Raw genomic sequence first — 20,878 nt, 5'->3', positions numbered from 1 at the left:
GTCAAGCTCCTTGCCAGGATGCCCTCAGCTTGGGCTGTTAGATTTAAGTATAAAGGAGGAAATATGGCGGGAAAACGTTTTGGAAACAGCATAAAGACCGTGCTGCTACTAGGAATCATGTGGGCGATTCTGCTCGGTATTGGATACCTGATTGCTTACGGCACTAATAATTCTGCGTTCCTATGGATTTTCGCGGTGATTGGGCTAGCCTCCACCTTCTACAGTTACTGGAATTCAGACAAGTTAGCGATTAAGGCAATGGGTGCCTATCCGCTAGATCCGGGGCAATATCCACAGATTGTAAAGATAGTAACCGAACTGTCCCAAACCGCCGGACAGCCAATGCCCCGCCTCTATATTGCCCCCACTGCTACCCCGAATGCGTTTGCCACCGGTAGAAACCCCTCCCACGCGGCAGTTTGCTGTACTGAGGGAATTTTGCAGATTCTAAATGAACGGGAACTGCGCGGAGTGCTCTCCCACGAACTGATGCACGTATATAACCGCGATATTTTGACCTCTTCAATTGCGGCCGCTATCGGCGGTTTGATTACTTCTGTCGCTCAGATGATGTTCTTTTTCGGAGGAGGACGCCGCGATGAGGAAAACTCTGGTCCCCTGGGGGCTATCGGGGGGTTATTAATGGTGTTCCTGGCTCCACTAGCTGCGACATTGACCCAATTAGCAATTTCACGTACCCGCGAGTTCGATGCGGATCAAACCGGAGCGGAGCTTTCCGGCGATCCTTTAGCCCTGGCTAGCGCCTTAAAGAAACTAGAGGCAGGAACCACTGCCCGTCCGCTGGTGAAAAACCCACAGACTGAGAAAGTCGGTTTCATGATGATTGCTAACCCCTTTAGGGTAAGGGGCATGCAGCAACTATTTTCTACCCACCCGCCAATGGATCAGCGGATTCGCCGCCTAGAGGAAATGGCGGGCTACTAGCTAAAGGAATACCTCCGGGCAGCTAGACAACGTGCCTGGCTGAGTCCATAGCAATATTCTCAGCAGTTAATTGCTAGCTGCAGCACCAGCAGTTGCCGCTACTACACCTGGCGAAAAAGCTAATAGGACTATTCTCCGTCCTGACCGATTAAATCTTCCGGTACATCCTCGCCGCGAGAAATCGCGCTCATAGCTTTACGAGAAACTACTTTGACGCGTTCGCGCGCCCCGCGACCGCCCTCGACCTCGCCAAAATCTGCACCTAGCTGCTTTTCGTATTCATCCAATAGCTCCCAGCCATGCCAGGTGGAGAAGGGGACACCCCGCTGCTCAAGTAGCTCAATCATGGCGTCGTGACCCACCGCTTTACCGGTAGCCACTAACTTGCCAGCTTCCGCATCTTCTACCAGGTGAGCAATAGTTTGCTGCGCATCAGACTTGGTGGAACCAATCAACCCTACCGGGCCACGTTTGACCCAACCAGTAGCGTAAATGCCAGTCAAAGGAGTTCCTTCCAGATCGGTAACCCGTCCTTCCTGATTGGGGATCACTCCGCGGCGCTCATCGAAAGGTAGCCCCGCAATCGGAGAGGAGAAATACCCCACCGCGCGATAAACCGCCTGTACCGGGGTTTCCCGCAGCTCGCCGGTACCGGAAACTGTTCCGTCCCCGTTCAGCTGGGTACGTTCGGTAACCAGGGCACGCACATGCCCGTCCTCATCGGCCAAGATCTCTTTGGGAGCTGAGAATAGATGCAAGTGAATTCGGCGATCAGCTTCCTGGTCGTCCTCGTCCATGGCGTAGTTAATTAAAGTATCTACCACCATTTTGGTTTGCTTGGAAGCAGCAATCGCTTGCTCCGAGCCCTCGTCGAACTCGAAATCTTCCTCGGAAACAATAACTTTTACTCCCGGCTGTTGCCCGAGTTCACGCAGCTCTAAGGGGGTGAACTTCACCTGGGCAGGTCCGCGCCGCCCGAAAATATGTACATCGGTAATCGGGGATTTATAGAGTTCTCTCGCTACATTCTCGGGGATCTCGGTTTTTAGCATATCCGCCGGATGTTTCGCCATTACCCGCGCAATGTCGAGGGCGACGTTACCAACTCCGATAACCGCTACCTCTTTGGCCTCAAGCGGCCAGTAACGCGGGTAGTCCGGGTTACCGTCATACCAGGAAACAAAATCCGCGGCGCCGTAACATTCCGGGAGGTCTTGACCGGGCAGCTCAATCGGTTTATCCCGATCGGAGCCGGTAGCAAAAATAATCGCATCATAGTGAGCATGCAGATCCTCAACAGTGATATCGGCGTCCTCGCCCCCCACATTCACATTGGCGAGCAGACGAATATCTCCGCGCTGCAAAATCTTGTAAAGAGCGGTAATAATCGCCCGAATTCGGGGGTGATCCGGAGCCACCCCATAGCGCACCAAACCGTAGGGAGCAGGCAGGCGTTCAAAAAGGTCAATTTCTACATTTAGACCAGATTTGGACAAAATATCGGAGGCATAGATTCCGGCAGGGCCGGCTCCAATTACGGCTACACTAAGCGGACGGTCAGACACTAAAACCCTTCCTTTTGCATTATCAACCTGGTGATGCCTACTTTTAGCACCTTAAACCTCCCCTATTGTAGCCGCGAAAGAGCTTCATCTTGCATTTTATTGAGCGGTCTCACACTATGGAGCAGCAAGCAAGATAGTGATATCCAAACTGCATAAAACCCCGGGCTAGCGCTCGACCAAAACAGCAACCTAGATTGCTGACTAGAACTTATCGGCTGCAATCAAGGCAAAGTCACCCGCAAGGGAGTCCGGTTGAGAGACAATAAAGGAAGTCAAGGAGGAAATAGATGAACACCAGGCTAACTCCGCGTAGGCCGGCAATGTTGGATGCGGAACAAGCAGAAAATATTCCCGGCGCCGAGGATGGGGCAATCTCCTCGGAGGTCGCCCACCTTGTAGCCCAAACTTTGCTAGGGATAGAAAAAGAAAACGATGAAAATGTTAAACGGTTACGCCAACTGCTGGAATCCGGCGAGATAGATACAGTCAGTGAACTCTGGTCGAACTCTCCAGCCACAACTTTACCCGGCACGCTTTGGCGTCTCTACCTGGTATATCAGTGGTATTTGCGGGATTCCCAGCTAGTAAATCATCGTTTCCAGCAGGGGATTGCGGCCCTGAGAACCAGGGAAGTTATCTCTCAGGAAGACTGCAAACAATCCGTATCCGCTCTTATGGATAAGCTAGCTACCCTTTGGCAAGCAAAAACCTCGATAGACCAGCTGACTTTTTTGCTCGATAGCATCTCCGATTTCCTGCAGATACTTGCTAATGGAGTAAGCGCTGAATGGATTAAAGATACTCGAGACGAACTGGCGGATCCGGTAACTTTACGCCCCCACGCACTGCTAAAAACCGCAAATGAGCTGAAACTTTCCGCCCGTGCCGCGAAAGCAAATCGCCTAAACTAAATCAGATTCATTAAGAATATTCCTGAAGAAACATTGCCGTTATTTTGGAAGGGGTTGGCATGGAAAGCAAACAGAATATTAGCAACAGGCCAGAACCCAAAGTGGGGAAAGCCAAGATTAAAGAAGACGCAACCGGCCAGTCGCACGTCGTACCCTCCCCTGCCGATATCGCCCGGGTTTATAAGGAAAATCCGCAAACTGAAGTAGTTACCCAAGCCGATCGAGTAGCGGCGGAATCTAATTTTGAGACCGCAACTGCCGATGAGCTAATTTCTTCAAAGATCTCGCCCGAACAGTTTCCCGGTACTGATTACGATGATGCCGACTACGACTTCCCTTCGGAGGCTTCTCTATTTGCAGAGGACAAGAAAAAGGCTACTGACGAAGAACTTTTGCCGCGACCGGAAAAAACTTTAACCCCCACTCCTAATAAGGGTGTTAAGTCCAAAGCTACTGCTAAACACAGTAATTCTCCGTCCGGGGAAGCTAATGGAATAACAGATAACACGGAAAACCCTAAAGAGATTCCTGACGTAAAAGTAAAACCTGCCGCCCCTAACTCGAAAAAAACTGGGGAGAAGACCACTCCGAACCGCGATCATCAGATACCCACAAACCAAAAGCAGGAAGGGAACCAGCTGACCGTGAACGAGGGTCACGCGCAAACTGATGGTCCAGAAGATCTTTCCAGTATCAGTCCCTCCACTTTGCGAGAAGCTCCTGGTATTGACAAATTGGCGCAAGCCGGTCCTCTCGGTCAAGACAAGCCTCTCCCCAAGGGACGCTTCGGGGATCGGGAACTGTCCTGGATGCAATTCAACCAGCGGGTATTAGAACAGGCAGAGGATGAGCGTCTTCCTATCTTGGAGCGCGCTTGGTTTACCACTATTTTCTCCTCCAACTTAGATGAGTTCTATATGGTGCGGGTAGCTGGGCTTAAACGTCGGATTGCCGCGGGAATTGCCCGCACCGCCGCCTCTGGCCTCACCCCCCGCCAAGTACTCGACCTGGTGACTGAACGCGCCCAGGTTCTTTGCACCCGGCAAGCCAGTTTCGTACAGCACACTTTGTTAGGCGAACTGGAAAAGGTAGGAATCAAGCTGCGACGCTGGAACGATCTTGCCTTAGAACAGCAAGAATTTCTGCACGGTTATTTCCGACGGCAGATTTTCCCCATCCTAACCCCCTTGGCGGTTGACCCCTCGCACCCCTTTCCCTATATTTCGGGACTGTCAGTAAACCTGGCGGTAGTACTCCGTAACCCGCTGACTGGAAAACAACATTTCGCCCGGGTAAAAATCCCAGAGAGTCTGCCGCGCCTTATCTGCGTGGAACAGGCAATAGACCAAGTCACCCCAGAGGATGCGCTAGACACCAAGGGGGAAGCTACTTTCATCACCTTGGAGGATGTTATCGCCCCACACCTGGATCATCTCTTCCCAGGTATGGAAATTTTAGAGCATCATGTGTTCCGCTTGACCCGTAACGAGGATCTGGAAGTCGAAGAAGATGATGCCGAAAACCTGCTTACCGCTATGGAGCAAGAACTGCTACGGCGCCGGTTTGGCCCGGCAGTCCGCCTCGAGGTAGCCGAAGGAATCTCCCGCCCGGTACTAGACTTCTTGGTTGCCAAACTAGAGATCGGGATGGAAGACGTTTTCTCCCTCCCTGAGCCTATTGACTTGCGCTGCCTGGACGAATTACATGAATTAGATTTGCCAGAACTAAAGTACAAGAAGTTTGTTCCGGCCACCGCGGCCGGGCTAGCCGAAGTGGAATCGGCCAGACCCACCGATATTTTCGCGATGATTCGTAGCCACGATGTGCTACTGCATCACCCCTACGATTCTTTCTCTACCTCGGTACAACATTTCGTCACCTATGCCGCTAAAGATCCGCAGGTGCGTTCCATAAAGCAAACCTTGTATCGTACTTCCTCGGATTCTCCGATCGTATCTGCCCTGATTGAGGCGGCACAGAACGGTAAACAAGTGTTGGCGATTGTAGAGATTAAAGCTCGTTTCGATGAGGACGCCAATATTTCTTGGGCGCGCAAATTAGAACGCGCCGGGGTGCACGTGGTCTATGGCATGGTGGGTTTGAAGACCCACTGTAAACTGTCGATGGTGGTTCGGGAAGAAGCTGATGGTCTTCGGCGTTACTGCCACGTGGGAACTGGAAATTATCACCCCAAGACCGCGCGCGGATACGAGGATCTTGGTTTGCTGACCTGCGACCGCGAGGTAGCCCAAGACCTTACTCGCCTATTTAATCAGCTGTCTGGCTATGCACCCCGTACTTCCTTCTACCGTCTGTTGGTCGCTCCTCGATCCATCCGTCCCGGAATTATCGAGCGTATCGAACGCGAGGTGGAAAATCACCAGAAAGGATTGCCCGCTTATATCGGAATTAAAGTAAACTCCCTGGTAGACGAGGCAGTAACTGATGCCCTCTACCGGGCCAGCCAAGCGGGCGTACCTATCGATATCGTAGTGCGCGGCATTTGCACGATTCGCTCCGGGGTGCGCGGTCTATCGGAAAATATTCGGGTTCGCTCTATTTTGGGGCGTTTCCTGGAGCACTCGCGAATTTATGCTTTTGAAAATGCCGGGCAGCCAGAAGTGTGGATCGGTTCTGCTGACCTGATGCACCGCAACCTGGATCGCCGGGTGGAGGCACTGATTTTAATTAAAGATGCCGAGATGACCGCGGAACTTATGGATTTGGTTAAACTTGAGGCTTCGCCGGAGGTTTCCTCTTGGCATTTGCGTCGAGATGGAACTTGGCGGCGTCACATTAACGCCAAGGATGGTACTCCACTTATGGACATTCAGGAATATCTAATTAACAAGGCTAACTCGCGGATGAAAGGACGCTAGAGGCAGATTTTTCCTGCTGACTTCTCACCTTTAAGCAATTGGCAACCCTCATACCTGGGAGAATGACCTTGTAAGTAATTTGTTAGACAATAGAGACAGATTACGAGAAAGGCAAGTGGCTACAATGACGGCTCGACCTAAGCCACCGCATATGCGGATAGTACGATCTGCAGGCGCATTAGTTTGGCGTCTGCGGCCAGAAGCCAACCCCATTTCCGGCACCCTGATCCCCGCCCAAACTCAAGATATCCAGGTGCTAGTTGTGCATCGTCCTCGCTACGATGACTGGTCTTGGCCAAAAGGTAAACGTGAACCTGGGGAGGCAATACCGGCAACGGCAGTGCGCGAAGTTGAAGAGGAAACCGGAGTCCCCATTCGTTTGGGGGCGCCCTTAACGGTGCAAAGATACCGCCTGGGGGCACGGGTTACTAAAGAGGTTCACTACTGGGTTGGTTTCCCGGATGTGTCCCCGGAAACTTTACGTACACGCCCACTCGCTCCCCTAGCTTCGACTAAAGAAATTGATAAATGCCAGTGGGTAGGGGTGCGCAAGGCAATGCGAATTTTAACCCGCCGCGGAGACCGACGCTTGCTAGAGGAACTGCTTACCCGGCTGACAGATCATACTTTATGTACCCGCACCCTGGCAGTGCTACGCCATGCAAAAGCTACTAAGCGTTCCCAGTGGGAAGGTACCGAAATGGCTCGGCCGCTTTCCCGCCGAGGATCTTCTCAGGTTTTGCGGTTGATTCCAGCACTTTCAGCTTTGGGAATTGATCGTATAATCACTTCTCCCTGGCGTCGCTGCGTTGCTACCGTAGCACCCTACGCTACGCTTTCGGGTATTCCTTTAAAAACAGAGGCCTCCTTTACCGAGGATGCCTATCGCAATGACCCTTCACAGATGCGCGCAGTAGTACGAGAAATAATTATGGAAGGTCGGTTAGACGCTCCCGCCGCACCGCTGGCGATGTGTGTCCACCGTCCCACTATCCCCGGTATTATTGGGGAACTGGCGCCGCTAACTCCTAATAACTTAGGCAGGTTACTGCCCCAAACGGACCCCTATTTAAAGACTGCGGGCATGCTGCTGGCACATATAGCAGATTATCCGGAACCCCGGATCGTTGACCTGGAAGTATTTCGCCTAGATCCTTAACGATGGATGTACACTCCGAAAGCCATGGATTGTGCTTTCAGATAGAAAGCCCCGCTAGACTGAGGACATGAGCGATTCACACGGCGGGCTACGCCCAGATTATTCGACGGAAACTTCTTCTGCTAACACCGGGCACCCCGCACCTATTTTCCTACCTCGAGTAGGGATTGGCAGCGATATTCATGCTTTCGCGGATCCCAGCGACCCCGAAGCTACTTCGCGCCCTTGTATGCTGGCGGGACTATCCTGGCCAGAGGAAATACCGTTAAAGGGACATTCTGATGCAGACGTGGCCGCTCACGCGCTTTGCGATGCGATTTTATCGGCTGCCGGCCAAGGCGACTTGGGTTCCCACTTTGGCACCAATCGTCCGCAATGGCAGGGCGCCTCTGGTAAGCAGCTTCTGGCAGCCACTATGGAGATTATTCACCAGGCAGGCTGGGAGCTGGGAAACGCCGCTGTTCAGGTAATCGCGAATCGACCGCGAATGGGGCCGCGCTACCAACAGGCTCAAGCCGAACTTTCGGAAGCCGTGGGAGCACCGGTTTCGATTTCTGCGACTACCTCAGACAATCTGGGATTCACCGGACGTGGGGAGGGCGCAGCGGCGATAGCCACGGCTTTGGTATATCCCCAGCGCTAAACTTTGTTCCACATGAAACTCTTATAGACATTAACGCCTTAGCGTAGTTAGAGTAAATAATATTTCTTCTTTTTAAAAACTAAGTAAGAAATACCAATTTCATCTAACCCGGATACACCTTCCCAACTTCTGAGCCGAGCAATCCCAACCATGGACACCCAGGCCTTTAGACCTATATTTTTTAAGAAATTTCTACCTAAAAAACATGTTATCTAAACCCCTATTTTTCTGGCTTTTTACCCCTTTACGGGATAAAAAGACCCCCACCTCTCATATACCTAAAGTCCCGTGTCTTATTGTGATTTGCTTGACAGCAAGATATTATGTTACGCAGCCGAAAGTTTCGGCACTTACCCCAATGGAGAGCAAATGATAAGTACATTCTCAGCATTACTGACGCCCACCGTCGGTGCGGCAGATTTTATTAGTAGTGGGAATACTAGCGGAATCGCCATTGCCATGGTTATTTACTTCGTAGCCATGATCTTAATCGGGATCTACGGATACACCCGTACCCAAACTATGGATGACTTCATGGTGGGTGGACGCTCCCTACCTCCCTTAGTAGCCGCGCTTTCGGCGGGCGCTGCCGATATGTCTGGCTGGCTAATGATGGGACTACCCGGCGCCCTCTACCTGTCCGGTCTCGTGGAATCCTGGATTGCAATCGGACTACTTATAGGTTCCTGGTGCTCCTGGAAATGGGTGGCTCCCCGGCTTCGCTCCTATTCACAGATTGCCGGGGACTCTATTACCGTCCCTTCGTTTATGTCAGCCCGTCTCAAGGACAATAAATTCGTTATCCAACTCATCGCTGGGATTATCATTCTTTTCTTCTTCACCATCTATGTGGCCAGTGGCATGGTCTCCGGAGGGGTATTCTTCGAATCCATTTTCCATGTTAACTACCATGTAGGCATGGTAATCGTCGCTGGGGTCGTTATTCTTTACACCCTGGTAGGCGGGTTTCTAGCCGTATCCTGGACTGATATGGTGCAAGGCATCATGATGCTAATCGCGCTGCTACTGGTTCCGGTTTTCGGAGTGGTCGCCCTGGGCGGATTCGGCATAATGACCCATACCCTAAACGGCCTAGAGGGACAGATGTTCTCTATCGTGGGCGATGGGGCTGTCGGCAAACTCTCCATGCTTAACGGTCTAGCCTGGGGTCTAGGATACGTGGGCATGCCTCATGTGATCGTGCGTTATATGGCACTACGCTCCCCCAAGGAAGCAGTGGCGGCACGACGCCTAGGAATCGGCTGGATGTTCCTGTGCGTACTGGGGGCTACGCTAACTGCCCTCATCGGACGCGCCCTCGTCGAAAACGATCTTGGCGATATCAAAGAAGCATTGAATCGAGTAAAAATAAACCCACAAGAAAGCATTTACCTGGTGATGGGAGAAAATCTCTTCCCCGCTGTGCTGGCTGGTTTCATGTTGGCAGCTATTTTAGCGGCGATTATGTCTACCGTTTCTTCCCAGCTACTGGTTACCTCCTCAGCTGTAGTAGAGGACATTTACCGCGGCATTAAGAAGAAGCGTCTCTTGGGAGCCAAAGGGATAAATACAGGCCGGATGGTGGTGTTAGCAATTTCGGTTATCGCTGCTATCTTCGCTTGGTTCCGTACCGACTCGATTCTAGGTTTAGTGGCATTTGCCTGGGCTGGTTTCGGAGCTGCTTTCGGTCCGGTGGTAGTGCTAAGCCTCTATTGGCGCAAATATACCTGGCAAGGAGCTGCTGCCGGTATGGCCGTGGGTGCCATCACCGTGGGAATCTGGGGCAATCTTCCCGACACCCTCCCAATGTTCTTCCAGGTGTACGAGATTCTGCCTGGATTCTTGCTAAACCTACTGGTTTCCTGGCTGGTATCTCGCTTCACTTACAAGCCAAATCAGGAAATCAACCAGGAGTTCGATCTCGCAACCAAACTGGCCGGGGCTTCCCAGGAGGAAATTACTTCCGCTTTAGAGGGACGTAAAATCACCCCGGTGACCGTCACCCCATTTGCGAAAATAGAGGGCAATAATCAAGCCATCTCCTGACCGAAAACTTAATAAAATATGCACTAGGAAAAAAGTCCCAGTAATCGGGGTACACTCCCGCGCATCTAGTGTTACCTTGAACATATAAGTACCTAGAGGGTTCGATGATACCAAGCAAAACTCTCTACACCTTTAGGTGCGCTCGATACCTATTCACAGTTTCCTAAGAAAGGACTGAAAAAATGTCAGAAAGCGTGGCTCCCCCCAAAGTCGGCGGGGAAACTGACGACTGCCGCCACCTGGCGGATTTAGCGGTCGCGCGTGCTCAAAAATGGGTACGGGAATCCGAGAAATATCCGGAAGATCGAGCAGCTAAACTCTTATCCCAAGTGCTTGAGGATCAAGCTGGTCTGGACTTTACGGTAGCCTTCGTAGATGGGGTTATTCGCCCCGAAGATTTGCAGGTGGCTGCGGACGAGATGAATCGCCTCGCCTCCTCCTCAGTAGGCTTCCTCCCCTGGTACCTGCGTTTTCCCTTCAAAGTGGGGGGAGCTTTGGCTCCCGCACTACCCAAGGTGGTAATCCCCCTCACCCGCAGCGTGTTCGCGAAACTAGTCGGAGATCTGGTACTGGACGTATCCGATGCCAAACTGGGGCCGGCGATTGAGCGGTTAAAACAAGGCGGAATGCGGCTCAACATGAACCTACTGGGGGAAGCAATTCTGGGTGATGAAGAAGCCAATAAACGGCTCACTGACACCATGGCTTTGCTGGAACGCCCAGATGTAGAATACGTATCTTTGAAAGTATCGGCAGTCACTGGTCCCCACAACCCCTGGGCCTACGATCACGTGGTAGATAGAGCTGTAAACGCGCTTCTTCCGCTATACCGCCGCGCCAACTCCTATGAACCCAAGAAGTTCATCAACCTGGACATGGAGGAATACAAAGATCTCCATATGACCATTGATGTGTTCAAGAAGATTCTGGAAACCCCTGGCCTAGAAAAACTGGAGGCCGGCATTGTTTTGCAGGCTTACCTTCCCGACGCCCTCCCCGCTATGAAGCACCTGCAAGAATGGGCAGCGCGGCGCGTAGCCAATGGGGGCGGACGTATCAAGGTTCGCGTGGTAAAGGGCGCGAACCTTTCGATGGAAACTGTGGATGCTCGCGAGCGCGGCTGGAAACTCACCACCCAAAAGAGCAAGCAAGACACCGACTCCAACTACATGAAGGTACTGGACTACGCCCTAACTAAAGAGCACACCCGGAATATCAAGATTGGGGTAGCCGGGATGAACTTGTTTACCGTGGGATTCGCCTACGAGTTGGCACGTGAACGTGGGGTGTTAGAAACCGGCGGCGTGGAATTCGAGATGCTTACCGGTATGGCTTCTCCTCAGTCCAAGGCAGTGGCCGAGGACACTGGCCACCTTTTGTTCTACGTGCCGGTAGTTAACCCCGAAGAATATGACGTAGCGATTGCCTACCTGGTGCGACGGCTGGAAGAGAACTCGCTGGATCAAAACTTCATGTCCGATATTTTCGATTTGGATGACGCGAATGTGCTACACAAGGAAGAACAACGTTTCCGTCATGCCCTGGATCGGGTCTACGATGTCGAGGTTGGTCCGGTACGTCAGCAAAATCGTATAACTGAGACCGCGGAGGATATTAAGTCTTTCACACAAAAGGACGGGGATTGGACTTTCGCCAACATCCCGGATTCGGATCCTTCGCTACCGGAAAATATCGAATGGTCGCGCCAGATCGTCAGGGCTATTCCCGATTGCCAAATCGGGATTGAAGAGGTCGAAGAAGCCACCGTTTCCGACGCTAACGTGCTAGATCAAATGCTGGCCGGAGCGACCGCCGCCGCCGAGGTTTGGGCAGCGCGTCCCGCCAAGGAACGCTCCGAGATCATTCACCACGTAGGCATCGGGCTCAGCCGACACCGCGCAGAGCTGATGGAAATTGCAGCCGCCGAATGTGGCAAAGCCCTAGATGGCGGCGATATTGAGGTATCTGAAGCAATCGACTTCTGCCACTACTACGCCCAGCAATGCCTAGAGCTAGAACAGCAAGCAGGTGCCAAGTTCCAGCCCGCACGGGTAACGGTTTCTACCCCTCCCTGGAACTTCCCGATTGCGATTCCCACCGGTTCCACCGTTTCGGCACTAGCTGCCGGATCCGCTGTAATCTTCAAGCCAGCTAAAGAAGCTGCTCGTACAGGTGCGTTACTGGCCAAAATAATGTGGGATGCGGGAGTTCCGCGCGAAGTTCTGCAGTTCGTGCAGCTGGGCAACCGGGATCTGGGGAAGAATCTGATGGCTGACGAACGAGTAGACCGGGTTATTTTGACCGGTTCGATCGATACTGCCAAAATGTTCCGCTCCTGGGATAACAATATGGGGCTACTGGCAGAAACCTCCGGCAAGAACGCTATTATTGTCACCCCCTCGGCAGATCTAGACTTGGCAGTAAAAGACATCATTAACTCGGCCTTTGGTCATTGTGGGCAAAAATGCTCCGCCGCCTCGCTGGCAATTCTGGTCGGTTCGGTGGGGTATTCCGAAAGATTACATCGTCAGTTACTTGACGGCGTACGCTCCCTAGTCGTGGACTACCCCTCCAACCCCTCCAGCCAAACCGGTTCCCTATGTACCCCAGCCAAAGGCAAGCTGCTGCGCGGCCTAACCACTTTAGGGCCGGGCGAACATTGGGCTCTCAAGCCCAAACAGCTAGATGATTCCGGGAAGCTGTGGACTCCGGGTATCCGTGCCGGGGTGCAGCCAGGAAGTGAATACCATCTGACCGAATATTTCGGCCCAATTCTGGGCATTATCCGCTGCGACACCCTGGAAGAAGCCATCGAGATTCAAAACGCGACCGACTACGGTTTAACTGCCGGTTTACACTCCTTGGATGCCGACGAAATTAACCTCTGGCTAGATCGGGTACAAGCCGGTAACCTCTACGTCAACCGCGGTATCACCGGTGCTATCGTGCGCCGTCAACCCTTCGGCGGCTGGAAGAACTCCGCGATTGGCGCGGGTACGAAAGCCGGCGGTCCGTCCTACCTGTTTGGTTTAGGTGAATGGGAGGCCGATGGTATTCCGGAGAACGAAGGCGTGGAGCTGCGTAACCGTGCCTTGGTTGAAGCCGCGAAAGTAGCGCGCTCTTTAGACTCCAACAAAGAGTTCGTGATGGCATCATTGCGTTCTTCTCAGCAAGCTCTGGACTGCGAGTTTGCTATCGGGCACGACCCTTCTGATCTACGGGTTGAACGCAACGTGTTGCGTTACCGTCCGCTGCCAGTACTTATCCGGCTATCCGAGGGCGAGGACGCCTCGCAAGTGCTAATGCTGGCAGCCGCCGGCCGCGCCGCTGGTTCTCAGGTTTCGGTATCGATGCCGCAAGAACCTGACTCTGCGCTGCTCCAGTACCTGCGCGTACAGCACATTGATTACGAGGTGGAGTCTGATCAATCATTCCGTGACCGTTTACCCGCCTGGGCCGCCGGTGCAGGTCTGGATGCCCGTATCCGTCTCATTGGTGGGGATGTCAAGGCAGTTAACGAAGCCGTCAATGGCAATGTTAACGTGGCAGTCTGGTCGCATCCGGTGACTGCTTGTGGACGCGTAGAAATAATTCCATTTGTACGTGAACAGGCGGTAGCCTTCACTAACCACCGTTTTGGTAATCACACCCCGCTTTCAGAGCAGGTGAAAATCTAGGAGCTACCTAAGATCAAGAACTAAAAAATAACTCGCGGGGGTTGGGAAATGTTTCCCAACCCCCGCCCTTCTATCTAAGTGCTCGGTAATTAACTAATAAAGCTATGAGGCCAAAAAATTATTATCAACAGCGAATTTTAAAAGAAAGAAACTTCTCTCGTATCAGGGCAGCCACAAGGTACCATCTCCCGCTGCCAGCATATTATTCGCAATCCCGTAGGAAATCGCGCGATCACAAAGCGCAGTTACCTGTGGTGTTACCGAATTAATCCCATAGAGCAGCCGGAAGGCTTCACGCACAATTTCTACACGCTCAATACTATTGGTACGCGAAATCTGCCACCGCAACGCATTTGCAACCTCAGTCAGAGTTAGTGAACCCAATTTGCGGGGTAACCCAATCGGGGATTGCAGGGCAGTGTTCCAAGTTAGCGGATCTATCTTTACCGGCCAGACCGTACGCATTCCCGGTTCAGGCACCAGCTTTAGGCTGGGCCCCAAGCAACGACCGGCTTCATCTGGACGGTGCTCATTATAGGCAATGCGATATTTTTGGCACAGCCTGCGTGCTAAAAAGTCTAGCGGCATCGGCCCTTCGGCACCGATAATACTTTTTGCAAACGATTCTGTAGACCCAGCAACCGCAGGTTCAGCCAAGCTTTCTTTAGGTCGGGTGAAACGAGGCTTATAGTCGAAATAGCCGCGCACTCGAATAGCGATTAATCGAGTAGAAGGTTGGCGGTCAGCTTCAGCCAGTATTTCCCGAGGTTTCATCGGAGCCGCAGGCGGTACCGGTGAAGGCATTAGCGGGCTTTGTGCCACCCTCCGCAAAGCTGAATCTGTTGGCGAAGAAGCTTCCTTAAGCAGATTCGCTCCGTAGAGAGCTTCCGAATCTGGCATATCATCTTCTACCTCTGCAAAGGTTGAGCGGGGTGTGCTAGAGACCGGGGCAGTTTGCACCTCCCCCACCTGGCTAGTGACGTGTTTCTTGCGAGCAATGAACTCCTCATAACTCATGTTTAACTGAGAATCCAACCCCAGAGACCGGAAATATTCCCAACCAGCAGCACTTGCCAAATCCACGTCGGAGGTAGGGACAGGCCTAACACTCGACCTAGCAGCGGGTGAAATTACCGGGCTGGGAAAAGACTCAGTAATTGCGGGAGGAGTCGAAGCAACCTCGGGGGCAGGGGTACTCGGTGACTCACTATCGGCAGCAGTGGGAACTGCTGCTGAAACCGGAGGTAAGGATGTCGGCTGCGGTGCAGCTGGCGGCGGCGAGGCCGGTGACGGTGGTGCAACTTGCGGTGGTGGCGGCGCGGGACGCGACCCGCCGTCCTTACTCTTAACAGGTTGCAATTCCGGAGTCGCTTGCTCCCCCTGCAGGGAACGGCGAGAGGGAAACCTGTGAACAGAACGAATAGCAGTAGACGGGTTATGCACTGGTGTTACTGACTCAGCAACGGCACTGCCACCCCCTGTCAAAGTTTTATTGGCGCTGTCCTGCATGGGAATCCAGGGAATCTCCCCGTTAGGAACGCGCCAATTAGTAGCAGATACGGCTGGCTCTAAATCATTGGCACTATCTAGAGTAGCCGGGGAATGTTGCCCATCTACCGGCGAGGATTCTTCATCTTCAGCCCCAGCATTATTTGCTGATTCTTGGTTAACGTCAGCGTATGCCTCTGAAATCATAGCCGCTAAACTCATCTCCAGCGCTTGGGTACCTTCTTCGTCCTCCTGGGAGTCTTGCGGTTGCGGGCTTAGAACCGACGCTACCGAACCCTCATTACCTGGGGATACTAATGTGAGCGGCGGCGTGGACGCGGAAGGGGAATCCGGTTCCGAATCTGACTGCGATTGCGGCACAGGCAGGGCGTAATTCTCTACCTTACCGGCCCCCTTCTTTCCCAAATCTGGGATAGCTTGTACAACCAAAGAGGCTGGATTCTGGGAAATAGACTGCCCAGATTTCATCCACAACCCGAAAACTGTTTCGGCCAGTTCACCTTTGCCGCTTAACATGGCCGCTAAAGCCACCGTATCTACCAGTCTTTTTACCTGCCACCGCGGTAATTCCCCATAACTGAGGGTGCGGCGCGTTTGCTCGATACCGGAATTTAAATCCTGCAGGCGCGGATCAGCAAGCTGAGATTTTAGCTGGTCAGCTAGTTTCAGGCAGCGTTGCGCCACCTGAGTAACCGTCAGTTTAGCCAAGGCGCTTCGCCCCCTTTCGTAGACTCAAACAAGTCACCATAGAGGGGGTAACTAACCAGGAATCAACCCGTCCGGAACTGACAAGAGCAACCGCTTTACGAGCTTCGCGTCGCCCTGGTTCCCGATCCCCTCGCTGTATCTGTGAGAACCATTTTAGCAGGTGGAGAACTTCAGTATCGATACCACGCATGATATGCGGCGAAACCAAGAGGGCGCATTGTGAAGGTAGTAGTTTTTTGCGAGTCGCCTGTGCCACCTCTTCCGTCAAATAATCATCTACCCAGGCAAAACTGGTACCTGCTGCAGAAGTAATTACTGCAGGGAACTTTGAGCGGGGATCCCCGCTGGGGCAATACACCCAGGGCAGATCTTCGGAAATACCCAGCAGCGGAGATAGGTACTGATTAGCCCACTGATTCCAGGAAGTTGCCCAGCGAACTTGGAAATGTTTACCGAGTTCACGCAGGCGAGCACCCATCCTCCGCGAAAACACCACATTTACATTAAAAGAATCGTCAGACTGCAAATGCACCAGGTGCGCGCGAAGCAGCGGATTAAGAATACGCCTCCCAACCCGACCCCAGAGATTCAAAGGACCATCAACATCCAAGAATAGAATGGGAAACGGCAACGACAAACGGGAACAGTCTTCGGCATCCAACACCCCAGCTGGCATCTGCCCCTTTAGATCCTTCGCCGTAGCCACCCGTCCTCCTTAAAAACTGCTAACTCAACATTATCGCGAGATGATAAGCAGCGGAGAAAAATTACCTGCCCAAGGTACTCAGTTGGTATTTTTATGCAATCTGGATACAGACGTCACCGCACGGAAACTACTTTCCGTTGAAGGTAAATTCCTTTTCCCCATCCTCGCCGATTCGAACATCCACCAAGATTTCGTGACCAGGCTCGATATCTCCGAAAAGAATCTTTTCGCTGAGGGCGTCCTCGATATCGCGCTGGATGGTACGTCGCAAAGGACGCGCCCCCAGCACCGGATCGAAACCGCGGGTAGCTAGTTCCTCGCGCGCCGCATCAGTGAGCTTCAAGGTCATATCTTGCTCTTTAGTACGTTCTTGAAGTTTGGCGATCATCAAATCCACGATCTGGCGGATTTCCTCCATCCCCAACTGCGGGAATACGATCACTTCATCTACGCGGTTGAGGAACTCGGGACGGAACTGCTGTTTAAGTTCTTCCTGCACCCGATTCTTCATCCGCTGATAGGAGCCGACCTGATCGTTATCAACCTGGAACCCGGTCTGCACCCCTTTGTTGATGTCGCGAGTACCCAGGTTGGTGGTCATGATAATCACGGTGTTCTTGAAATCAACCATCCTCCCTTGGGAGTCGGTGAGCCGCCCGTCTTCTAACACCTGCAAAAGAGTATTGAAAATATCGGCATGGGCTTTTTCAATCTCGTCAAAAAGTACCACTGAGAAGGGTTTGCGACGTACTTTTTCGGTCAGCTGCCCACCCTCGTCATAGCCAACATATCCGGGGGGCGCCCCGAACAGGCGTGAAGAAGTATGTTTCTCTCCAAACTCCGACATATCCAACTGGATTAACGCTGACTCGTCACCAAAAAGGAACTCTGCCAGGGCTTTAGCCAACTCTGTTTTCCCGACCCCGGTAGGACCGGCAAAAATAAAGGAACCACCAGGACGGTTCGGATCTTTGAGTCCCGCCCGCGTCCTGCGGATAGATTTCGAGAGAGCGTTGACCGCTTCGTTCTGGCCGATAACCCGCTTATGCAGCTCATCTTCCATATGTAGCAGTTTGGCACTTTCCTTCTCGGTAAGCTTAAACACCGGGATGCCGGTAGACATGGCTAGAATTTCGGCGATGGAATCCTCATCAACAGTTCCAATGCGGTCTCCCTCTCCGGACTTCCAGTCAGCCTCCAGCTGGGCACGCTTTTCGCCTAATTGTTTTTCTTCATCCCGTAAGCGCGCAGCTTTCTCGAAATCCTGGGCATCTATAGCCGCCTCTTTATCTCGGCGCACCTCATTGATTTTCTCGTCCATTTCCCGAATCTCGGGAGGAGCTGTCATGCGGTGAATGCGTAGACGCGCCCCAGCCTCGTCAATCAAATCGATCGCTTTATCGGGCAGGTAGCGATCCGAAATATAGCGATCAGATAAAGAAGCAGCCGCCCGAATTGCATCATCGGTAATAATTACCCGATGGTGCGCCTCGTAACGGTCACGCAGACCAGTCAGGATTTTCACGGTATCTTCCACGCTCGGTTGTTCCACCTGGACTGGCTGGAAGCGCCGCTCCAAAGCTGCGTCTTTCTCAATATACTTGCGGTACTCCTCGGTGGTGGTAGCACCGATAGTCTGAAGTTCCCCGCGCGCCAACATAGGCTTGAGGATGGAAGCTGCATCAATTGCACCCTCGGCAGCACCCGCCCCTACCAGGGTGTGAATCTCATCGATGAACAGAATAATGTCCCCGCGAGTGCGGATTTCTTTCAAAACTTTCTTTAGGCGTTCCTCAAAATCACCTCGGTAACGCGATCCCGCAATCAACGAGCCCATATCCAGGGAATATATATGCTTGTCTTTCAGGGTTTCTGGGACATCTCCGCGTACAATCGCCTGCGCTAGCCCCTCTACTACCGCGGTTTTACCCACCCCGGGTTCCCCGATTAACACCGGATTGTTCTTGGTGCGCCGCGAGAGGATCTGCATTACCCGTTCCATCTCGTTAATACGCCCAATCACCGGATCGAGTTTGTTCTCTCGCGCCGCCTCCGACAGGTTGCGCCCAAATTGATCCAGGATTGCAGAACCGGACTTTTGCGGCTTCTGCGAGCCGGTGCCAACCCCGACGGTTTCTCCACCCGCCTCATCTTGTCCCGATCCCGGATAACCAGAGAGTAGGTGAATCACATTTTGACGAATGCTTCCCAGGTCAGCGCCCAGGTTGGTGAGCACCTGGTTGGCTACGCCCTCTCCTTCGCGAATCAACCCCAGCAGAATATGTTCGGTACCAATATAGTTATGTCCTAGTTGCAGAGCCTCCCGCATTGAGAGCTCCAAGACCTTCTTAGCACGGGGAGTGAAGGGAATGTGATCTTTTGAATCGTTTTCACCTTTACCAATAATCTCAATGACCTGGTCACGAACGCCTTTAAGAGAAATATTCGCCATTTCTAAGGCTTTAGCGGCTACGCCCTCTCCTTCGCGAATCAACCCCAGCAGAATATGTTCGGTACCAATATAGTTATGCTCCAGGCTACGTGCCTCGTCTTGCGCCAGCACTACTACCCGGCGCGCCCTATCTGTAAAGCGTTCGAACATTTTGCTCCTTGACCTTTAGGGAGGATTTTCGGTTAGGGAATTGACTCCACTATGTACATTATTAGGTTTTTGCTCTCGCGCTCATCCGGTTTCACTACTGGCTAAGGTTAATTTTTTACCAGGATGAGAGCCAGGAGGCGAAAACCTTATGACAGGGATTATTTCCAGACGGAGGATCAAGTTGGTTTACCTAATCCGACCTAGAAATTGCACCAGGCTAAACCTAGATATAGCACCCTAAAGTAGCCGCCAGTAGCAACACTACCGAAAGTACAGTTACCAACAGATTTCCGATGATTTGGGTACGTTTCACGGTGGCTACGGCACGCTGCCGATCGACAACGTCCGGGATGGCTTGTCCCAGCTGCTGGCGTCCCCGTCTGCCCGAGATTACTGCCACCAGGTGTAGAGCCCATCCAATAAAGGCTCCGACCAGGGCACCCCCTAGGTGTCCTTGCCATGACACATTAGGAATCACGAACCCAATCAGCAGATTGATTAGCAGTAGGCCTCCTAAAGCACTGGAGGAGGCGTGCAGGTTGCGGGTATAGACAAAGATTCCCGCACATAGACCTAACACCGCTCCCGAAGCACCCACTACTGCCTGCTGCTGGCCGGTAAGCAGTGCCCACGTCAAGGTACCAAGCGAACCTCCCCAAGCAGAGAGCAAGTAGATTAAGAGGATCTGATAGCTGCTCATCACCCGTATAGCTAGACTCCCCAAAATGTATAAGAACGCCATATTGGAGGCCAGATGCACGATTCCACCATGTAAAAATGCTGCAGTTAAAAACCGCCAAGGCTCAGTGAAACCCAAGCTGGGATAGAACAAGAATTGATCTACCAGCCCGGGAACCAGCCACGAAGCCACATAGACAATCCCACAGGCGATGATGAGGACATTGATTACATTGACGCGATCTTTAGGCTTAATCATTTCTCCTGAAACTTAAATTTGTCCGCCACTACAGTGGCGGACAAATAAAAATTTATTCGCTGATTTCAATGGACTCGATGATTATGTCCTCGAGTGGACGGTCACGTCCATCGGTGCTAACCGCAGCAATGGCGTCAACAACCTCTCGAGAGGACTGGTCAGTTACTTTCCCAAAAACGGTGTGTTTGCCATTAAGCCACTGAGTTGGAACCTGAGTAATAAAGAACTGGGATCCATTGGTTCCCGGGCCAGCATTCGCCATTCCTAATACGTAAGGCTCATCAAAAGTTAGTTCTGGAACGATTTCATCGCCAAAACGGTAGCCCGGCCCGCCAGTTCCGGTACCCAGGGGATCGCCGGTCTGAATCATGAAACCCTGGATAACGCGGTGGAAGATCACTCCGTCATATAGGGGTTCGTTGGATTTCAGCCCGGTGGCGGGATTCTGCCATTCACGTTCGCCGGTAGCCAAACCCTTGAAATTATTTACCGTCACCGGAGTTTTTTCCGGATACAGTTCAACCTTAATGTCGCCTTTTGAAGTGTGAATTGTTGCTTCCATAGCTTTTATCCTCTCATGAAAACCAAAAA

At 52.3% G+C, this 20,878-nt stretch carries 13 protein-coding genes; 7 read left to right on the top strand and 6 right to left on the bottom strand.

What is annotated here, in order from left to right; all coding sequences use genetic code 11:
* Positions 1–63 precede the first annotated feature (63 nt).
* A complete protein-coding gene (gene htpX, locus EFB02_RS01720) occupies positions 64–945 on the top strand; it encodes a zinc metalloprotease HtpX (protein WP_122819794.1) in 882 nt (293 codons plus the stop codon).
* Positions 946–1,073: 128 nt separating this feature from the next.
* Here htpX and EFB02_RS01715 read toward each other — a convergent pair whose 3' ends face one another.
* The gene (locus EFB02_RS01715) at positions 1,074–2,510 is read right to left on the bottom strand and encodes an FAD-dependent oxidoreductase (RefSeq protein ID WP_122819792.1); all 1,437 of its coding nucleotides are present in this window, start codon (positions 2,508–2,510) and stop codon (positions 1,074–1,076) included.
* A gap of 287 nt (positions 2,511–2,797) precedes the next feature.
* Between EFB02_RS01715 and EFB02_RS01710 the strand changes: the two genes are divergently transcribed.
* From EFB02_RS01710 to EFB02_RS01685, 6 genes are all read left to right on the top strand, one after another.
* Positions 2,798–3,421, top strand: coding sequence for a hypothetical protein (locus tag EFB02_RS01710; RefSeq protein WP_122819790.1), 624 nt, complete (start codon positions 2,798–2,800; stop codon positions 3,419–3,421).
* A 59-nt stretch (positions 3,422–3,480) separates the two neighbouring features.
* On the top strand, positions 3,481–6,300 hold the full coding sequence (locus tag EFB02_RS01705; protein WP_122819788.1) for an RNA degradosome polyphosphate kinase: 2,820 nt from the start codon (positions 3,481–3,483) through the stop codon (positions 6,298–6,300).
* Positions 6,301–6,451: 151 nt separating this feature from the next.
* Positions 6,452–7,459, top strand: coding sequence for an NUDIX hydrolase (locus EFB02_RS01700; RefSeq protein ID WP_234992691.1), 1,008 nt, complete (start codon positions 6,452–6,454; stop codon positions 7,457–7,459).
* 67 nt (positions 7,460–7,526) lie between these two features.
* Positions 7,527–8,102 (top strand): 2-C-methyl-D-erythritol 2,4-cyclodiphosphate synthase, encoded by a 576-nt coding sequence (gene ispF, locus EFB02_RS01695; RefSeq protein WP_200831522.1) that lies wholly within the window; start codon positions 7,527–7,529, stop codon positions 8,100–8,102.
* Positions 8,103–8,471: 369 nt separating this feature from the next.
* Positions 8,472–10,148: a sodium/proline symporter PutP gene (gene putP / locus EFB02_RS01690; RefSeq protein WP_122819784.1), complete on the top strand. Its 1,677-nt coding sequence runs from the start codon at positions 8,472–8,474 to the stop codon at positions 10,146–10,148.
* A gap of 182 nt (positions 10,149–10,330) precedes the next feature.
* On the top strand, positions 10,331–13,825 hold the full coding sequence (locus EFB02_RS01685) for a proline dehydrogenase family protein (protein WP_122819782.1): 3,495 nt from the start codon (positions 10,331–10,333) through the stop codon (positions 13,823–13,825).
* A gap of 162 nt (positions 13,826–13,987) precedes the next feature.
* Here the strand turns inward: EFB02_RS01685 and EFB02_RS01680 are convergent, their stop codons facing one another.
* The 5 genes from EFB02_RS01680 to EFB02_RS01660 all read right to left on the bottom strand — a co-directional run bounded on the left by EFB02_RS01680 (position 13,988) and on the right by EFB02_RS01660 (position 20,849).
* A complete protein-coding gene (locus tag EFB02_RS01680; protein ID WP_122819780.1) occupies positions 13,988–16,042 on the bottom strand; it encodes a hypothetical protein in 2,055 nt (684 codons plus the stop codon).
* The gene (locus EFB02_RS01675) at positions 16,035–16,748 is read right to left on the bottom strand and encodes an HAD domain-containing protein (RefSeq protein ID WP_122819778.1); all 714 of its coding nucleotides are present in this window, start codon (positions 16,746–16,748) and stop codon (positions 16,035–16,037) included. The genes EFB02_RS01680 and EFB02_RS01675 overlap by 8 nt, the downstream gene beginning before the upstream one ends.
* 127 nt (positions 16,749–16,875) lie before the next feature.
* Positions 16,876–19,350 (bottom strand): ATP-dependent Clp protease ATP-binding subunit, encoded by a 2,475-nt coding sequence (locus EFB02_RS01670; protein WP_122819776.1) that lies wholly within the window; start codon positions 19,348–19,350, stop codon positions 16,876–16,878.
* Between the two features lie 223 nt (positions 19,351–19,573).
* Positions 19,574–20,287 (bottom strand): rhomboid family intramembrane serine protease, encoded by a 714-nt coding sequence (locus EFB02_RS01665; protein ID WP_122819774.1) that lies wholly within the window; start codon positions 20,285–20,287, stop codon positions 19,574–19,576.
* Between the two features lie 52 nt (positions 20,288–20,339).
* A complete protein-coding gene (locus tag EFB02_RS01660; protein WP_122819772.1) occupies positions 20,340–20,849 on the bottom strand; it encodes a peptidylprolyl isomerase in 510 nt (169 codons plus the stop codon).
* Between the last annotated feature and the right edge of the window lie 29 nt (positions 20,850–20,878).

Origin of the sequence: Varibaculum vaginae, from assembly GCF_900604285.1 — a bacterium.
Classification (GTDB): Bacteria; Actinomycetota; Actinomycetes; order Actinomycetales; family Actinomycetaceae; genus Varibaculum; species Varibaculum vaginae.
This window is presented reverse-complemented; position numbering and strand designations above follow the sequence as displayed.

What these genes read in the sequence shown, in the direction of transcription:
- EFB02_RS01685 (WP_122819782.1), top strand. Translation starts at nt 10,331, where the DNA reads ATGTCAGAAAGCGTGGCTCCCCCCAAAGTCGGCGGGGAAACTGACGAC.
- ispF (WP_200831522.1), top strand. Translation starts at nt 7,527, where the DNA reads ATGAGCGATTCACACGGCGGGCTACGCCCAGATTATTCGACGGAAACT.
- EFB02_RS01665 (WP_122819774.1), bottom strand. Translation starts at nt 20,287, where the DNA reads ATGATTAAGCCTAAAGATCGCGTCAATGTAATCAATGTCCTCATCATC.
- EFB02_RS01710 (WP_122819790.1), top strand. Translation starts at nt 2,798, where the DNA reads ATGAACACCAGGCTAACTCCGCGTAGGCCGGCAATGTTGGATGCGGAA.
- putP (WP_122819784.1), top strand. Translation starts at nt 8,472, where the DNA reads ATGATAAGTACATTCTCAGCATTACTGACGCCCACCGTCGGTGCGGCA.
- htpX (WP_122819794.1), top strand. Translation starts at nt 64, where the DNA reads ATGGCGGGAAAACGTTTTGGAAACAGCATAAAGACCGTGCTGCTACTA.
- EFB02_RS01700 (WP_234992691.1), top strand. Translation starts at nt 6,452, where the DNA reads ATGCGGATAGTACGATCTGCAGGCGCATTAGTTTGGCGTCTGCGGCCA.
- EFB02_RS01705 (WP_122819788.1), top strand. Translation starts at nt 3,481, where the DNA reads ATGGAAAGCAAACAGAATATTAGCAACAGGCCAGAACCCAAAGTGGGG.
- EFB02_RS01660 (WP_122819772.1), bottom strand. Translation starts at nt 20,849, where the DNA reads ATGGAAGCAACAATTCACACTTCAAAAGGCGACATTAAGGTTGAACTG.
- EFB02_RS01670 (WP_122819776.1), bottom strand. Translation starts at nt 19,350, where the DNA reads ATGTTCGAACGCTTTACAGATAGGGCGCGCCGGGTAGTAGTGCTGGCG.